This is a genomic window from uncultured Ilumatobacter sp., assembly GCF_963980585.1.
Lineage (GTDB): Bacteria > Actinomycetota > Acidimicrobiia > Acidimicrobiales > Ilumatobacteraceae > Ilumatobacter_A.
On record NZ_CAXCAM010000015.1, the window covers coordinates 1 to 15604 of the forward strand.

Genomic DNA, 15604 nt, shown 5'->3' on the forward strand with positions numbered 1-15604 from the left:
ACTGCGGGTACACAGCAAGGTCTTCGACCCAGGCAAAAAGCCGATCGGGCCCACACGGAGCCGACAAGCTGCGGCGAATCTCCACGAGGTCCCGACCCGGCAACCGACGTAATCAGGATCGCGGGCGGTCGTCGCCGCGGAAGGCACGGGCGAGGAGCGGACTACGCGCTGCGAGGAGCCCGTCGAGGTCGTCGCCGTCGTCAAATGAGGGCGACCACGATTCGGCTGGATCCGTCGGACTGGAGGCGTCAACAATCGGCGCGGCGTCGTCACCCGCCCGCTCGGCGGTGGTGTCCGGAGCTGCAGTTTCCTCGACGCCGAGTGCGAGCTGTTCGGCATCAGCACTATCGGCTGCGTTCGTGCTTGCTGAACGACGGGAGCGCCGACGAGACGGGTCCGCTTCGGGCGGGCGAAAGAGATGGAGGTCAGGGTCACGCAGATCGTTGAGTGTCCAGCTCCGTGGCACGACCATCGAATCGGCGTGTCGACGGCAGAGAACGCCCCCGCTCTCGCGCGCAGCAGCGTCCAGCTGATCGAGCCAGAACACCAGATCCTCGGGCCGCATCCCGTACGCAACTGAAGCTGTGTCTGAGCATCCAGGTCGCTCGCACAGTCGCTCCATCGAGGTTGACACTAGCCCTCCTTGTTCGCCCGGCGCTGGATCCTCGGACAGGGAACAGCTGCGAGTTCATCGGAGTCGAAAACGACGAAAGCCCTGACCTGAGCAAATGCTCTGACCAGGACCTTCACGGGTGGGCGATACAGGCATCGATCCTGTGACCTCCTCGGTGTGAACGAGGCGCTCTACCATCTGAGCTAATCGCCCGTGCGAGTTCCGAAATCTATCAGTGCGTCACGAAAACCACTGATCAATCCGGCAGTTCGACACAGGCCACGCCCATGCCCTGCCGGTCGCGATGCGGTTGGGTCAGGCCCGGGCACGTGCCGTCGAACGGAACGAAGGCACGAACCACCAGATCAAGTTCGCCAGCGCACAGAACTTCGCGGGCATCGCCGTTGACCTGGATCTCGACGCAGTCGCCGTTGCGAAGAATCCCATCCGGCCCCACCTCATTGTCGACGCCACTGAATTGGGCCAGCACCAAGATGCCAACCACGGCGAACGACCCGAACACCATCAACGATCGCCACGGAACTCGTGCGGGGCGATCCATGTGGGGGCGCCAGTCGTCCCGCAGCTCGTCGGAGTCAACCGTGTCGCCGCCCGAGTGCCCCGTGGTGGTTGGAGCTCGGTGGCGTGCGGGTCCGTCAAGGGAACGGTCATACAGCGCGCGACGACCCGGATCGTTGAGAACTCGGTAGGCCTCATTGATGGCAGGCATGTCGCGGCTGCCCGAAACGGCAGACGAACTGGCGACGCGATCAGGGTGGTGATCCCTCGCAAGGCGCCGGTAGGCGGCACGAACCGTGGCGTTGTCAGCCTCGGGCTCAATGCCGAGCACGTGATAGTGAGTTTGCACGGGCACCAGCGCACGACGCTAACGGCCACGACCCCTCGGGGCGCATCGTGCCGCACCAAAGGGTGGGGCGCTCAATCGACAATCGTGCGGAGTACCAACTGTGATTCGGTTCGTGCCACCACCTCATCGGCGCGCAACCAGCGGACAAAGCGGTCGAGGCCGTCGGCACCAGCACATTCCACGATGACCTTGTAGTCGGCCGATCCAGTGACGTACGCCGCGAACACCACTTCATCACGGGCCTCGACGCGAGCCTCGAAGGCGTCCGCGCCGTCGCCCGGCACGAGGCTCACGTCGACGATCGCGCGTACGGTTCGCCCAACCATCGCCGGATCGATGCGTGCCTCGTAGCCCTGGATCACGCCTTGCTGCTCAAGTCGACGGACACGCTCGGCCACCGACGTGGGTGCAAGATGCACGCGATCACCCAGTTCGCGCCAACTGATCCGAGCCTCACGACGTATCTCACCAAGGATTCGAGCGTCCATGCTGTCAATCGTCGACGAAATGGTGTCCATACCGACATTGTGACATGGATATCGGCCGGAAACGAGTGTGATCGAGGGCGCACGATTGGCAACATGACCAACACGGCTGCCGGACCAGCGATTTCGACCGTCGGTGTTCCGACCGAAGTCAAAACAGCGGAGCACCGCGTGGCCCTGACGCCCGATGGCGTGCGCGAGCTTGACGCCCGCGGCATCAAGGTTCATGTGCAGACCGGTGCCGGCATCGGCGCTTCAATCGCCGACGACGATTACGCAGCAGCCGGTGCGACCATCGTGCCGACCGCTGCGGACGCCTGGGCGCAAGAAATGGTGGTCAAGGTCAAAGAACCGAAAGCCGAGGAGTTCCAGTACCTGCGCGAGGATCTGACGCTGTTCACCTACCTCCACCTTGCTGCGTATCCCGCCGTCGCCGATGCATTGCTCGCATCGAAGACGACGAGCGTTGCATACGAAACGGTCCAACTCGCCAACGGTTCGCTCCCGCTCCTCGCACCGATGAGCGAAGTAGCCGGGCGGCTCGCCCCCCAGATGGGTGCACATTTCCTCGAACGCCATAAGGGCGGACGCGGCGTCTTGATGGGCGGCGTCCCTGGCGTCAGCCCGGCCAAGGTCGTTGTGCTCGGCGCCGGCAACGTCGGCTGGAGCTCAGCCGTCATCGCCGCCGGCATGGAAGCCGAAGTCACCGTGCTCGATATGAACCTCGAGCGGCTGCGATACGTCGATCAGATCCACAAGGGCCGCATCTCGACACTCGCGTCCAACCAAGGCTCGATCGAGCGCACCGTGATGGAGGCCGACCTCGTGATTGGCGCAGTCCTCGTCGCCGGCGGGCGAGCGCCCGTCGTCGTCAGCGAAGATCTCGTCAAGCAGATGAAACCGCGCTCGGTCATCGTCGACGTCGCCGTCGACCAAGGCGGTTGTATCGCCACGACGCGTGAGACCACCCACGACGATCCGGTCTTCGAACAGCACGGCGTGGTGCACTACGCCGTCGGCAACATGCCAGGCGCTGTACCTCACACGAGCACCTACGCGCTCACCAACGCGACGCTGCCGTTCCAGCTCCAGGTCGCGCTCCACGGCGCCGTCGCGGCAGGTCGGCGGGACACAGCGATTGAGCACGGCATCAACACGGTCAACGGTCAGCACACGAACGCCATCGTTGCCGAGTCGCTCGACGCCACTGCCGTCAACGTCTTCGAGGCCTGACCGTCGGGCCCGCTCAACTCCGAGCCCAATTCTCCAGACCGGTCATCCCATACCTAATGTCGCGCTATGGGAATCACGCCGGTCGACCAACTCGACATTCCATCAGTCGACCCTGCGACGTTCGAGATGTCGCACGACGAAGCGCTGGCGTCGATGACACAGCTTGCCGATGACACCTGGATCGCAAAGAGCCTGTTCGGCTACTCGATCCTGACGTATTCCGATGTCACGGCGATCTTGCGTGATAAACGGTGGCACAACGCTGCATCGAAGATCCCCGAGATGCGCGGCATCACCGACCCGGAGCTGATCGGCAATCCTGACAAGCCGTCGATCCTTGCTGCCGAAGGTGACGTGCACACGCGGTTGCGCCGCCTCGTCGCCAAAGCGTTCTCACCCCGGTCGGCCGACCGACTTCGGCCATTTATGCGCGAGGTGATGAACGGGCTGATCGATCCTGTCGCCCCGACCGGCTCCGCCGACATCGTGGCCGACATCACCGAGCCATACCCGATTCCGATCATCTGTGAGTTGCTCGGTGCGCCAAAGCAGGATTGGCAGCTGTTCTCACGATGGGCCGAGGACGTGCTCCGGATCTTCAACGGCACCGTGCTCGACGAGCTCGACATCATCAAGAAGGCCCGCACTGAGCTGACCGAGTACACGATCCAAATGATCGCCGAGCGGCGCAACGACCCGCGCGAGGATCTGCTCACCGATCTGATCGCTGCGGAGGAAGACGGCGACACGCTCGACACCGAAGAACTGGTGATGATGGTCAACGCGGTGATCATCGGCGGCACCGACACCACCCGCAATCAGCTCGGTTGCTCAGTCGCGCTCTTCGCCGAACATCCCGACCAGTGGAAGCTGCTCGCCGACGATCCCGAGCTCGCACCCCGCGCCATCGAGGAGTCGATGCGCCACTTCGGCGCAATTCGCGGGACCGGACGATTCGCGAGCGAGGACATCGTGTACCGAGACATACTTTTTCCTGCAGGCACCTTCGTGTTCCCGTCCACGGCCACCGGCAACCGTGACGAGTCGGTGTTTCCCGACGCCAGCACGTTCGACATTCGTAAGGAGCCAGCAGGTTCCCCCCATCTGACGCTGGGTTCGGGCATTCACTACTGCCTCGGAGCGTGGCTGGCACGCGCCGAACTCCAGGAGGCTCTCCCGATTCTTGCCCGACGGATGCCCGACCTTGCCCTGGCCGATGGCGTGAAGTGGAAGCCCCCTGGAACAGCAATCTTCGGACCCGACAGCCTCCCGGTCACCTTCACCCCCACTGCCTGATTCGCCGAGCCGCCCGCCCGATCAGAGACGCAGGCAGCCCGTTTCCGACTACTCCTCGGGTCCTGGACGTTTGCGCTGGCGCTTGACCTCGGATCGTTCGGACTTCGCCTGCAAACGGCGCCGTTGTGAGCCGCGCGTTGGTTTTGTTGCCCGACGGCGCCGCTGAACCTGGAGTGACCCCCGCAGTTTGGCGGCGAGCCGTTCTTCAGCAAGCGAGCGGTTCCTGAGTTGTGATCGCTCATCGTCGGCAACCACGCGAACCGTTTCGCCAAGCTTGCTGATCACGCGTTCACGTTGGGCTTCGGTGAAGGCCGATGACATCGTGACGTCAAACGTCAGCTCGACGCGCGTTGCTGCCTTGTTTGCGTGCTGGCCACCTGGGCCGCCCGAGGCGCTGAAGGCGGTGACGAGTTCGTAGCGAGGGATGCGAACTGCATCAGTCACCACCAATCGATCATCTCCTTCGGTACCCATGGGACCAGTGTCGCATCGGTCACCGTCTTGAGGCCGGACTGATTGCGAGATCGTGCGCTCACCTACGGTTGGTAGATGGCGAAACTCAAGCTCGGATACAACACTGGATATTGGTCGGCCGGCCCACCCAACGGCGCGCTCGAGGCAGTGCAGGAGGCTGAGCGACTCGGGTTCAACTCGGTCTGGACCGCTGAGGCCTACGGCTCCGATGCGCTGACGCCGCTCGCCTGGTGGGGTGCCCAGACGCAGAACATCCAGCTCGGCACCGCCATTATGCAGATGTCGGCGCGAACCCCGACGGCTGCGGCGATGGCCGCGATCACGATGGACCACCTGTCGGACGGCCGGTTCATTCTCGGCCTCGGCGCATCGGGACCACAGGTGGTCGAGGGCTGGTACGGCCAGCCCTACCCCCGTCCACTCGAGCGCACCCGCGAGTACATCGACATCGTGCGGCAGGTATTCGCCCGAGAAGCGCCGGTCAAGTTCGACGGCAAGCACTACCAGTTGCCATTTGACGGTGGCGCCAATCTCGGCAAGGCGCTGAAGCCGACCGTCCATCCGTTGCGCAATGACATCCCGATCTATCTCGCTGCCGAGGGGCCAAAGAACGTTGCGTTGTCCGCGGAAATCGCCGACGGTTGGCTCCCGTTGTTCTTCTCACCGAAGGACGACGCGTTCTACCGCGACCAATTGGACAAGGGATTCGCCGCGTCAGGCAACCCCGCCAAGAAAGACAACTTTGCCGTCACCGCCACCGTGTCGATCGTGCCCGGCGACAACGTGCAGGAATGCGCCGACATGATCCGGCCCTTCCTTGCGCTGTACGCCGGCGGCATGGGCGCCAAGGGGGCGAACTTCCACTACGAGGTGTTCGAGCGGATGGGCTACGGCGATGTGGCTGACAAGGTGCAAAACCTGTACCTCGAAGGCAAGAAGCAAGAGGCGGCTGCGTCGATTCCACTCGAGATGGTCGAAGACGTTGCGCTCGTTGGCCCGGCCGGCAAGATCAAAGAGGAACTCAGCAAGTGGGAGGACAGCTGCATCACCGAACTCCTCCTGAGCGGTCCGGCAGTGATGCTTCCCCAATACGCCGACATCATCCTTGGCTGAGACCCATAGCCTGAACTCGATGGCACGCCACGACGTTCTCAACATCGAAGTCGACCGGGCGTCACACGTCGAGATCGAGTTCGAAGACGGCGTCATTGCCCGCTTCGAACTCGCACCACTCCGACTCGCTTGCCCCTGCGCCGAGTGCAACTCGCGGCGGCAAAAGGGCGAACCGGTGAGCAAGCCGGTGATGGAAGGCGGCCCCATCTCGATCACCGACGCTGAACTCGCGGGCAACTGGGGCCTGAGCCTCGACTGGTCAGACGGCCACTCGACCGGCATCTACGCGTGGACCGTTCTGCGCCAGTGGATGGACGAACGCGAGGACGACGACGACAACGATCCAGCCGACCGGAAGGTGTTCGGCAAGCCTGTCGACGGTCCGATCCGCCGAGCCGACTGACATTGGCGGGCGCACGTGAACCAATCACCGCAGCCCAAGGCCCTCTCGCCGACCTGCCCCGAGCCGATCGAGCAAGGTTGGCTCCGCAATGACTGGCTCGAACTCGCTTTTCTGCATTGGCCTTACGACCCCGAGACGATCCAAGCGCTCCTCCCTGAAGGGCTCACGGTTGACCTGCATGACGATCAGGCATGGGTCTCGCTCGTGCCATTTCAGATGCGCCGTGCCGGCCCGACGTGGTTGCCACCAATCCCGTACGTGTCCAACTTCTGGGAGACCAACGTACGGACGTACGTCATCGACTCAGCAGGCAACCGGGCGGTGTGGTTCCTGTCCCTCGACTGCGTCCGGCTGCTGGTCGTCGCGTTTGCCCGTTGGACGATCGGTTTCCCGTACTTCTGGGCCGACATGGACGTCCAAGTCACCGGACGCCGCCGCCGCTACGTCACAACGAAGCGACGCTGGCCACGCGCCCCTGCCGCGTCGACGACGATCAGCATCGAGGTCGGCAATGAGATCGAGCCGAACGACCTTGACCTGTTCCTCACCGCTCGCTGGGGCACAGTCGCGGCATCACTCGGTCGGCTGTGGTTCCACGCTGTCGATCACGAACCGTGGACCCTGCACGACGCCACGGTCGTTGAACTCAGCGACACGGCCATGACCGCCCCCGGGCTGCCCTCCCCGGTCGGCGCCCCGATCGTGCGGTGGGCACAACCGGTTCAGGCCCGCTTCGCACGGCCCGTACGCGTCTGACGACGCAAAATCAGGGACCCACTCGCCTCTTCAGAGCAATGATGTCGGCAGCTCGACCACTCGGGCGCGCAGCCATTCGCCGAGCGCCTTGGCCTGCGCGTCCTGCCGCGTGGATGCGGCAACGCCTTCCTCGAGAAGACCGTGGACCACGAAGTTGAGCGAACGGATCTTCGGGAAACGGTGCCGATCAATCGACATGTTCGTCGTTTCGGGCAGGAGCGCGCGAAGACGATCGATCGTCAGCTCGTTGTCGAGCCAGTTCCATGCATCCTCGGACCGAGCGAAGATCCCGAGGTTTGCATTGCCACCCTTGTCGCCCGAGCGCGCTCCGAAGACCGTGCCGAGCGGGACCGCCCGCGTCTCGGAGTTGCCGGATGGCAAGCCTGAGTCGGGCAGCTCGACCTCAATCGGGCTGCCCACTGGGGCCACCGAATCGACCTGCTTCGTGTCCTTCCCCAAGATCGTGACGTACTGGGGAACCAGGTCGGACGGAACGGTCGCCGGCCGGTACACGCCGAACGGCTGACCTGGCCCCGGGCCTCCCCCGAGGCCGTACATTCCAGGGATTCCGGCGAGTGCGGTGTGGACCATCGCGTCCGAGAAAGGACGACCGACCTTGCGCTCATCGGTGTCCTTCACGGTGAGGCGCCAAATCGCAGTCGCCTCCTCCTGTGTCGCCGGATCAGGCTTGTTGGTCGGGATGACACGGCTGGTGACCGAGTCAAAATCGTCGGGGCCATACGGGCAGGCAGTCCAGAAGCTGGCCTGAGCGAAGTCGGCCTTTGCCTCGATGTCGAGACCAGTGAGAGCCACCGTGAACGAATTGCGAAACCCACCCAACTCGTTCATCGCGACCTTCAGCGTGGTTGGTGGGGCCTGGCCACGAACGCCCGACACCCACACACGATCGGTCCCGAGCTGTTCGAGCTCGACAGTGTCGAAGCGAGCGGTGACGTCAGGCCCCAAATACTCGGGGCCGCCGATCTCATACAGCAGCTGTGAGGTGACGGTGCCGACCGACACCTGACCACCGGTGTGGTCATGCTTACCGATGATCGACGAGCCGTCAGCGGCAACGTCAGCCCACGGGAATCCGAAACGGGCTGTGCCATCAACTTCGTTGCGCCCGTCGATCTCGGTGAAGAAGGAATAGTTGCCCCCGGTGACCTGAGCGCTGCACTCGATGAGGTGACCTGCAACGACTCCCCCGGCGAGTTGATCGAAGTCCGTTCGCTGCCAGCCGTGGTGCCACGCTGCCGGCCCACACACCACGGCGGCGTCGGTGACGCGGCCGGTGATGACGATGTCGGCGCCAGCGGTCAGCGCATCGACGATGCCGAAGCAACCGAGGTATGCGTTGGCGCTGAGGTAGTCGGAGAGATCGCCAAGATCGCCCGAAACACCATCAGCGCCCGGGAACGGCTGCAGTGCTCCGACCTCAGCGAGTTCGGCGATGCGGCCGAGCAAGTTGTCGCCGTTGACGTATGCGATAGTCGGCGACAGGCCGAGCTTGTCGGCAACGTCTTTGACTGCCTCGGCACACCCATCAGGGTCGAGACCACCGGCGTTCGAGACCACCTTGATGCCGCTGTCCAGACATGTCCCCATGACCTGTTCCATTTGGCCGACAAACGTTCGGGCGTACCCCTGCCCGGGGCGCTTGGCACGAATACGACTCAGGATGAGCATCGTCAGTTCGGCGAGCCAGTCACCGGTGAGCACGTCGATCGGGCCACCGTCGACCATCTCGAGGGCACCACTCGGGCGATCCCCGAAAAACCCCGAACAATTGGCAATACGAATGGGATCGGTCACGAGATCGGCCCCCTCATTCCGCCATCTCGAGGGCGACAAGGAGGTCCCCTTGATCAACACGATCACCCACGGCAAAGCGCACCTCGGACACGGTGGCTGCACCCGCCGAAGTGATCTTGTGCTCCATCTTCATCGCCTCGACCACCATCAGCACGTCACCATCCGACACCGTTTGACCAGCCTCGACATGTACAGCGATGACCGTCCCCGGCAGCGGGCACACCGGGCCGCCCCCGGCAACGTCGGTGGCATGTTCAACGAAACGCGGCTGCAGGCTGAACGCGACCGCACCGGCGGTGGAACGGCAGCGCACTGTGTCTCCGTCAGGCGTGACGTCAACCCCGTGACGGACACCGTCGATTTCGATCACTTCGCGATCGTCGGAGCGGGCCAGCAATCGCACCGCGACTCGGCGCCGAGCGTCATCCGGTACGGATCCATCGTCGCCAGGAGTCGGCCACGGGCCCAGCAGAACGCTTGCCGCGGTGCGTGATTCGACGACGTATTCGACGTGATGCTCGCTGACTCCGTCAGACCACACCTGACGCTGACCCAACGTTCGGAGGTTGCGGAAGCCGGACGGGGCAAAGCCGTGGTGCGGGTCAGCTTCACGATTCCGCCGCTCGGCGGCGAAGACAGCCCCGAGCAGCAGAGCGACTCGGTCATCGCCCATCGGACCGGCTGGCGTGAGGACAGCGGGATGCTCGGCAAGATACGCCGTCGGCGTATCTGCGGCGAGAAAATCTCGCTCGCCAAGTGTGGCAACAAGCATGTTGACGTTCGTGTCGACACCAGTGATCTGTGCGCTCCGGAGGGCTCGTGCGAGTTGACGCGCAGCGTCGTGGCGTGTCTGCGCAAACGAGATGACCTTGGCGAGCAGCGAGTCATAATTCGGTGAAACTTCTGCACCGGACCGGATGCCGGTGTCGGTGCGCACATCGTCGGAGATCTCGAACGCCGTGATCAACCCCGTCGAGGGCATCCAGTTCGTGGCCGGGTTCTCGGCAACGATTCGAACCTCGATGGCGTGACCGCTGATGCGGACGTCGCCCTGCGCGACCGGAAGCGGCTCGCCTGCCGCGACGCGCAGCTGCATCTCGACGAGGTCGAAGCCGGTGACGGCCTCGGTGACGGGATGTTCAACCTGGAGGCGGGTGTTGACCTCCAGGAAGTTGATCGTGTCCGTTCCGTCGCCGTTGTGACCGACCAAGAACTCGACGGTTCCCGCGCCCACGTATCCGACTTGAGTGGCCAACGCGATGGCTCCGTCACAGACTGCCTGCCGAGTGGCCTCGGAGATGCCGGACGACGGTGATTCCTCGACGACTTTCTGGTTGCGACGTTGGATTGAGCACTCGCGTTCGCCCAGATGGACAACGTTGCCGTGCTGGTCGCCCATGATCTGCACTTCGATGTGTCGGCCGCGCTCGATATACGGCTCGATGAAGACCGCGCCATCTCCGAAAGCGGCCTTTGCCTCGCGGCTCGCCGACGTGATCGAGTCGGCGAGCAACGCTGTATCGGTGACGATGCGCATCCCTCGACCGCCACCGCCGGCGGCGGCCTTGACCAGCGCCGGCATCGGGACGCCATCGGGAGCCACGCCGTTCGCGATCTGCTCGTCAGAGATCTCCCAGATTGGTGTTGTCGGTACGTTCGCGTCCAGCGCAGCTCGCTTCGCGGCCACTTTGTCGCCCAACAGCGTGATCTGGTCTGGGGTCGGCCCGACCCAGATCAGTCCCGCGGATTCGACCTCACGAGCGAAGTCGGCGTTCTCGGCAAGAAAGCCGTAGCCGGGGTGGATCGCGTCGGCGCCGGTCGCTTTCGCGGCCGCAATGATTGCATCACCGCGCAGGTACGACTGGGCTGGTGTCTCGCCACCAAGCGAAACCGCCACGTCGACACTGTCAACGTGCAGAGCGTTCGCATCAGGTTCGGAATACACGCCAACGGTACCGATCCCCAGGCGGTGTGCCGTTCGGGCAATACGCACCGCAATTTCGCCGCGGTTGGCGATGAGGAGTTTGTTGATCGGGCGCTGCGGTACGGGCTCGGTTCCCTCTGGTGCAGCCCACTGCATCTTCGAAGATTCCATCTCAGTGCCTCCAGACGCCGTAGCTCGTGGCGCCGACAATTTCGTTGCTATGTGCCGCAGAGAGCGCCATGCCCAGTGCAGTACGCGAGTCAGCGGGGTGAATGATTCCGTCGTCCCAGAGACGACCTGTCGAGAAGAGCGCCGTCGACTCGCGTTCGATTTGCGCCTCGAGCGCCGACGTCTGCGCCTGCAAGGCCTCTTCGTCAACCTCGAGGCCTCGCCCAGCGGCGCTATTGCGGGCAACGATGTCCATCACCCCCGCCAACTGCTTCGGGCCCATCACGGCAATGCGGTGGTTTGGCCAGGTGAAAATGAACCGGGGGTTGTAGGCCTTGCCGGCCATGCCGTAGTTCCCTGCGCCGTAGCTCGCTCCGACCATGAGGTTGAAGTGCGGCACGGTCGAGTTGGACACGGCGTTGATCAGCTTGGCGCCGTTACGGATGATGCCACCCTGCTCGGCCTTCGAGCCGACCATGAAGCCGGTGATGTTGTGGAGGAACACCAGCGGTGTGTTGGTTTTGTTGCACAACTGGATGAACTGCGCACCCTTCTTCGCTTCCTCGGAGAAGAGAATGCCGTTGTTGCCGAGCACGCCGACCGGAAAGCCCTGAATTGAGGCCCAACCGCACACCAGCCGTTCGCCGTAGAGCGGCTTGAACTCTTCGAACCGGCTGCCGTCGAGCAGCCGCGCATAGATCTCTCGGATGTCAAAGGGGATGCGGACATCTGCCGATGCGCATCCAAGTAGTTCGGCCGGGTCATAGATCGGCTCATCGGCCGGCTCGGACGGGCCGGGGCCCAGCTTCTTCCACTGGAGGTGCTTGACGATCTGACGGGTAATGCGCAGCGCATCCATTTCGTCGTGGGCAAGGAAGTCGGACAGGCCCGACGTTCGAGAGTGCATCTCGGCGCCGCCCAGGGATTCTTCGTCGACGATTTCATCGATTGCCATCTTCACCAGCGGCGGCCCTCCGAGGTACGCGGTGCCCTTCTCCTTGACGAAGACGGTGTAGTCGCTGGTACCTGGCGTGTACGCGCCGCCGGCCGTATTGGGGCCGAACGCCATCGTGATGGTGGGGATACCCATCTGCGAGAGCTGCGTGAGGTCACGGAAGCTCGCGCCGCCCTGAATGAACAGGTCAGCCTGGCGCGGCAAGTCAGCACCGGCGGACTCATTGAGGTTGATGACGGGCAAACGGTTCTGCTTGGCAATCTCGGTGAACCGCTGGCTTTTCTTCCAGGTGGTGGGGTTGGCCGAGCCACCACGCACCGTCATATCGGTACCCGTGATGAGGCACTCGACGCCTTCGATCGTGCCGATGCCTGACGCGATGCCGACGCCGATCGGGTCCTCGGTACCCCAAGCCGCGAGCGGGCTGAGCTCGAGGAACGGGGTGTTGGGGTCGATGAGATTCTCGATGCGTTCGCGCACCAGCATCTTTCCTCGCTTGCGGTGGCGGTCGACGTAGCGCTGCCCGCCAATCGTGGGCACTTTTGCCATTTCGGCGGCGACCTCGTCCCACATCTTCTGCATCTCGGCGAGATTCGCCCGATAGTCGTCTGACTTCGTGTCAAGTCGACTCTGAATCACACTGCCGATGGCCATCGTTTCTCATTCTCTTTGGCATCACACTGGGGTCTGGCCCCGACGGTGATGGCTTGCTTGTGTGGCTGACAGTAACTACGGTACTACATAGTGTCAATTGGTACCCCACCAAAACCGCTGCTCCCCCGTCGGACCGAGGAACGGTTGGGGCCGCGCCATCGCGAGATTCTCGACCAGCTTGAAATGGTGTTCCTCTCAGAGGGGTTTTCGTCTGTCACAGTGACCCAACTCGCCGCATCGGTCGGCTGCTCCCGACGCACCCTCTACGAACTCGCACCATCGAAGGACGCGCTGGTCCTCATCGTGCTCGACCGGTTCCTCCACCGCGTCGGACGCACCGCACTGAACAACGTCGACCCCAACGAGTCGATTGCCGAGCAAGTCCGCTCCTACATCAACGGCGCGCTCGAACTCCAGCGGTTGACCGCAGCGTTCGCCGACGACCTGGCCGACGACCCCGCCGCGCGCCGACTCCTCGATCGCCACTTTCGCTACGTCATGTCGGTCAGCGAATCACTGATCGAACGCGGCATCGAGGCCGGCGAGTTTCGATCTGTCTCACCCGGAGTTGCAGCAGGCATGCTGGCAGGAAGCGGCCTCTACTTCAGCCAGCCCGGCATTCTCGACGATGTGGGCATGACCCGCGACGAAGCGAGCCACGAGATGACCGACATCGTCCTGCGATCACTTCTTCATTCGACCATCCACTCACCGACGCAACAGACATCGAGCACTCAATGACCGGACCCACCCCACCAACCGCTGCGTCAGTTCGCGATGACCTCATCGCTGAGCAAGATGCGCTTGATGCTGTCGTCGGCGACCTCAACGACGAACTCTGGGCACTCGACACCCCCAGCCCACGCTGGACGATTGCGGACCAGATCGGCCACCTCACGTACTTCGACTGGACCGCAGCGCTCGCCATCACCGACCCGGATCGATTCACGTCCCTCACCGCCGAATTGATGGGCGCGATGACCAGCGGAAACGAAGACGCCATGGACCTCGCAACGCTCGGCGACTACCGCGCCATGACGCCACCGGACCTGTGCCATGCGTGGCGCACAAACCGCGGCGTGCTCTCCGAGGCGGCCGCATCGCTTGCCGACGATGATCGCGTCATCTGGTACGGCCCCTCGATGGGTTCGAAGTCATTCCTCACCGCACGACTCATGGAAGCGTGGGCACACGGCCAGGACATCATCGACACCCTGGACACGGCAGGTATCGCCCATGCCGATCGTCCCGCCACCGACCGACTCCGACACATCGCACAACTCGGCTTCATCACTCACAAGTGGAGCTACATCAACCGCCAGATGGACGCTCCGACGGGGCCCGTCCGCGTCGAACTTGTGGCGCCCTCCGGCGAATCGTGGGTGTTCGGCCCGGACAACGCCGCCGATTCGATCACGGGCCCGGCGGTCGACTTCTGCCTCGTCACCACGCAGCGACGCCACGTCGACGACACCGACCTCACCGTGCAGGGCGACATCGCAACCGACTGGATGCACATCGCCCAAGCCTTCGCCGGCGGCGCGACCAGCGGACCCTCCGCTGGCACTTTCTCGAACAGGAGCACGTCATGAGCACTACCACCACCCTGACCCCCGGAGCGTTCGAACTGAACGACGTCCAGCAGCAGATTCTCAATGAGGCCGAACGATTCAGCCGCGAACAACTGCTCCCCCTCGCCCAGAAGATGGATGACACCGAGGAGTGCCCCGACGACCTCTTCGATCTGTTTGCCCGGCACGGTTACCTCGGCATCACCATTCCCGAGGAGTACGGCGGACAGGGACTTGGCCTCTTCGAGCAAGGACTGATCTGTCAAGCAATGGGCAAGTACAACGCTTCGGCAATGCTGACGTGGGGCGCGCACGACAACCTGTGCGCGAACAACATCTACCGGAACGCCAACGACGACATCAAGCAGCGTTACCTGCCAGGGATGTGCAATGGGTCGATCATCGGCGCGCTCGGCTTGACCGAGCCCGGTGCTGGTTCCGATGCCCTCGGATCGATGGCCACAACCGCGGTGCAAGACGGCGACGAATACATCCTCAACGGGGCCAAGACCTACATCACCAACGGCCCAATCGCCGACATCGTGTTGGTCTACGCCAAGACCGACCTCGCCGCCGGCCACCGGGGAATCACTGCCTTCGTCTTGGAGACCGACACTCCCGGCTTCGCCGTCGCGCAGAAGCTGAGCAAGATGGGCTACCGCGGGAGCCCCACCGCCGAACTCGTCTTCGACGATTGCCGTGTCCCCGCAGCCAACATCGTGGGCGAACTGAACGGCGGCGTGGGCGTCGTGATGAGCGGCCTCGACGTCGAGCGGATCTTCCTCGCCCCAGCTGCGGTCGGCATGGCCGAGCGCTGCCTCGAACTGAGCATGGAACACGCCACCACACGCAAACAGTTCGACAAGCCCATCATTGACTTCCAAGCGATCGAGTTCAAGCTCGCCGACATGTGGATCGGCGTCGAGTTGGCCAAGGCCTACACCTACCGAATCCTGGCGATGTGCGCCGAAGCCGACGAGAGCGATGCCGGCCACGGAGCGATCCACGCCCACTCTGCCGCCGCCATCCTGTACGCGACGAAGATGATGCGCGAGGTCGCCGACGAGTCGGTACAAGTCCACGGCGGCGCGGGCTACATGTGGGAGATGGAAATCAACCGTCTGTACCGAGACGCCAAGCTCCTCGAGATCGGCGCTGGCACCCAGGAAGTCCGCCGCGGCATCGTCGGCAAGTATCTCCGCGGCACCATGGGCTGAGCCGAAATGCCGTGGGCGGGCGACATCGCTGGCGGCCAAGGCAGCATTACCGTTGGGGC

General features: G+C 63.6%; 15 protein-coding genes and 1 tRNA gene. 8 read left to right on the forward strand and 8 right to left on the reverse strand.

Annotated features, from left to right (window positions below):
- Positions 1–112 precede the first annotated feature (112 nt).
- The 4 genes from ACH2DW_RS06690 to ACH2DW_RS06705 all read right to left on the reverse strand — a co-directional run bounded on the left by ACH2DW_RS06690 (position 113) and on the right by ACH2DW_RS06705 (position 1969).
- Positions 113–622, reverse strand: coding sequence for a hypothetical protein (locus ACH2DW_RS06690; protein ID WP_394928952.1), 510 nt, complete (start codon positions 620–622; stop codon positions 113–115).
- Positions 623–753: 131 nt separating this feature from the next.
- Positions 754–826 (reverse strand) — tRNA-Val (locus ACH2DW_RS06695).
- Between the two features lie 43 nt (positions 827–869).
- Positions 870–1487 carry a J domain-containing protein gene (locus ACH2DW_RS06700; protein WP_394928953.1) on the reverse strand — a complete coding sequence of 206 codons (618 nt, stop codon included), beginning with the start codon at positions 1485–1487 and terminating at the stop codon, positions 870–872.
- A 65-nt stretch (positions 1488–1552) separates the two neighbouring features.
- The gene (locus ACH2DW_RS06705) at positions 1553–1969 is read right to left on the reverse strand and encodes an Lrp/AsnC family transcriptional regulator (RefSeq protein ID WP_394928954.1); all 417 of its coding nucleotides are present in this window, start codon (positions 1967–1969) and stop codon (positions 1553–1555) included.
- Between the two features lie 93 nt (positions 1970–2062).
- On the opposite strand from ACH2DW_RS06705, the gene ald reads away from it, so the two are divergent.
- A complete protein-coding gene (ald, locus tag ACH2DW_RS06710; protein ID WP_394928955.1) occupies positions 2063–3199 on the forward strand; it encodes an alanine dehydrogenase in 1137 nt (378 codons plus the stop codon).
- Positions 3200–3265: 66 nt separating this feature from the next.
- A complete protein-coding gene (locus ACH2DW_RS06715; protein ID WP_394928956.1) occupies positions 3266–4495 on the forward strand; it encodes a cytochrome P450 in 1230 nt (409 codons plus the stop codon).
- Positions 4496–4543: 48 nt separating this feature from the next.
- Here ACH2DW_RS06715 and arfB read toward each other — a convergent pair whose 3' ends face one another.
- Positions 4544–4969 (reverse strand): alternative ribosome rescue aminoacyl-tRNA hydrolase ArfB, encoded by a 426-nt coding sequence (arfB, locus tag ACH2DW_RS06720; RefSeq protein WP_394928957.1) that lies wholly within the window; start codon positions 4967–4969, stop codon positions 4544–4546.
- A 75-nt stretch (positions 4970–5044) separates the two neighbouring features.
- Here arfB and ACH2DW_RS06725 point away from each other — a divergent pair, with 75 nt between their 5' ends.
- The 3 genes from ACH2DW_RS06725 to ACH2DW_RS06735 are packed head-to-tail and all read left to right on the forward strand — an operon-like array spanning position 5045 to position 7241.
- Entirely contained in the window at positions 5045–6082 is a 1038-nt protein-coding gene (locus tag ACH2DW_RS06725; protein WP_394928958.1) for an LLM class F420-dependent oxidoreductase, read from the forward strand.
- 19 nt (positions 6083–6101) lie between these two features.
- On the forward strand, positions 6102–6485 hold the full coding sequence (locus ACH2DW_RS06730) for a DUF971 domain-containing protein (RefSeq protein ID WP_394928959.1): 384 nt from the start codon (positions 6102–6104) through the stop codon (positions 6483–6485).
- 15 nt (positions 6486–6500) lie between these two features.
- Positions 6501–7241, forward strand: a complete 741-nt coding sequence (locus ACH2DW_RS06735) for a YqjF family protein (RefSeq protein WP_394928960.1) — start codon at positions 6501–6503, stop codon at positions 7239–7241.
- 30 nt (positions 7242–7271) lie between these two features.
- Here the strand turns inward: ACH2DW_RS06735 and ACH2DW_RS06740 are convergent, their stop codons facing one another.
- Genes ACH2DW_RS06740 through ACH2DW_RS06750 form a run of 3 tightly spaced genes read right to left on the reverse strand, consistent with a single transcriptional unit; the run spans position 7272 to position 12757 of the window.
- Positions 7272–9056 carry an acyclic terpene utilization AtuA family protein gene (locus tag ACH2DW_RS06740; protein ID WP_394928961.1) on the reverse strand — a complete coding sequence of 595 codons (1785 nt, stop codon included), beginning with the start codon at positions 9054–9056 and terminating at the stop codon, positions 7272–7274.
- Between the two features lie 13 nt (positions 9057–9069).
- Positions 9070–11151, reverse strand: a complete 2082-nt coding sequence (locus ACH2DW_RS06745; RefSeq protein WP_394928962.1) for a biotin carboxylase N-terminal domain-containing protein — start codon at positions 11149–11151, stop codon at positions 9070–9072.
- A gap of 1 nt (position 11152) precedes the next feature.
- On the reverse strand, positions 11153–12757 hold the full coding sequence (locus ACH2DW_RS06750) for an acyl-CoA carboxylase subunit beta (RefSeq protein WP_394928963.1): 1605 nt from the start codon (positions 12755–12757) through the stop codon (positions 11153–11155).
- A gap of 90 nt (positions 12758–12847) precedes the next feature.
- Between ACH2DW_RS06750 and ACH2DW_RS06755 the strand changes: the two genes are divergently transcribed.
- The 3 genes from ACH2DW_RS06755 to ACH2DW_RS06765 are packed head-to-tail and all read left to right on the forward strand — an operon-like array spanning position 12848 to position 15545.
- On the forward strand, positions 12848–13498 hold the full coding sequence (locus ACH2DW_RS06755; RefSeq protein WP_394928964.1) for a TetR/AcrR family transcriptional regulator: 651 nt from the start codon (positions 12848–12850) through the stop codon (positions 13496–13498).
- Positions 13495–14349 (forward strand): TIGR03084 family metal-binding protein, encoded by an 855-nt coding sequence (locus ACH2DW_RS06760; RefSeq protein ID WP_394928965.1) that lies wholly within the window; start codon positions 13495–13497, stop codon positions 14347–14349. The genes ACH2DW_RS06755 and ACH2DW_RS06760 overlap by 4 nt, the downstream gene beginning before the upstream one ends.
- Positions 14346–15545 (forward strand): acyl-CoA dehydrogenase family protein, encoded by a 1200-nt coding sequence (locus tag ACH2DW_RS06765; RefSeq protein ID WP_394928966.1) that lies wholly within the window; start codon positions 14346–14348, stop codon positions 15543–15545. The genes ACH2DW_RS06760 and ACH2DW_RS06765 overlap by 4 nt, the downstream gene beginning before the upstream one ends.
- Positions 15546–15604: the final 59 nt, after the last annotated feature.

Excerpts from the sequence above, each read along its gene's own strand:
- ACH2DW_RS06715 (WP_394928956.1), top strand. The coding sequence starts at position 3,266 with ATGGGAATCACGCCGGTCGACCAACTCGACATTCCATCAGTCGACCCT.
- ACH2DW_RS06750 (WP_394928963.1), bottom strand. The coding sequence starts at position 12,757 with ATGGCCATCGGCAGTGTGATTCAGAGTCGACTTGACACGAAGTCAGAC.
- ald (WP_394928955.1), top strand. The coding sequence starts at position 2,063 with ATGACCAACACGGCTGCCGGACCAGCGATTTCGACCGTCGGTGTTCCG.
- arfB (WP_394928957.1), bottom strand. The coding sequence starts at position 4,969 with ATGGGTACCGAAGGAGATGATCGATTGGTGGTGACTGATGCAGTTCGC.
- ACH2DW_RS06765 (WP_394928966.1), top strand. The coding sequence starts at position 14,346 with ATGAGCACTACCACCACCCTGACCCCCGGAGCGTTCGAACTGAACGAC.
- ACH2DW_RS06745 (WP_394928962.1), bottom strand. The coding sequence starts at position 11,151 with ATGGAATCTTCGAAGATGCAGTGGGCTGCACCAGAGGGAACCGAGCCC.
- ACH2DW_RS06760 (WP_394928965.1), top strand. The coding sequence starts at position 13,495 with ATGACCGGACCCACCCCACCAACCGCTGCGTCAGTTCGCGATGACCTC.
- ACH2DW_RS06705 (WP_394928954.1), bottom strand. The coding sequence starts at position 1,969 with ATGGACGCTCGAATCCTTGGTGAGATACGTCGTGAGGCTCGGATCAGT.
- ACH2DW_RS06690 (WP_394928952.1), bottom strand. The coding sequence starts at position 622 with ATGGAGCGACTGTGCGAGCGACCTGGATGCTCAGACACAGCTTCAGTT.
- ACH2DW_RS06730 (WP_394928959.1), top strand. The coding sequence starts at position 6,102 with ATGGCACGCCACGACGTTCTCAACATCGAAGTCGACCGGGCGTCACAC.
- ACH2DW_RS06725 (WP_394928958.1), top strand. The coding sequence starts at position 5,045 with ATGGCGAAACTCAAGCTCGGATACAACACTGGATATTGGTCGGCCGGC.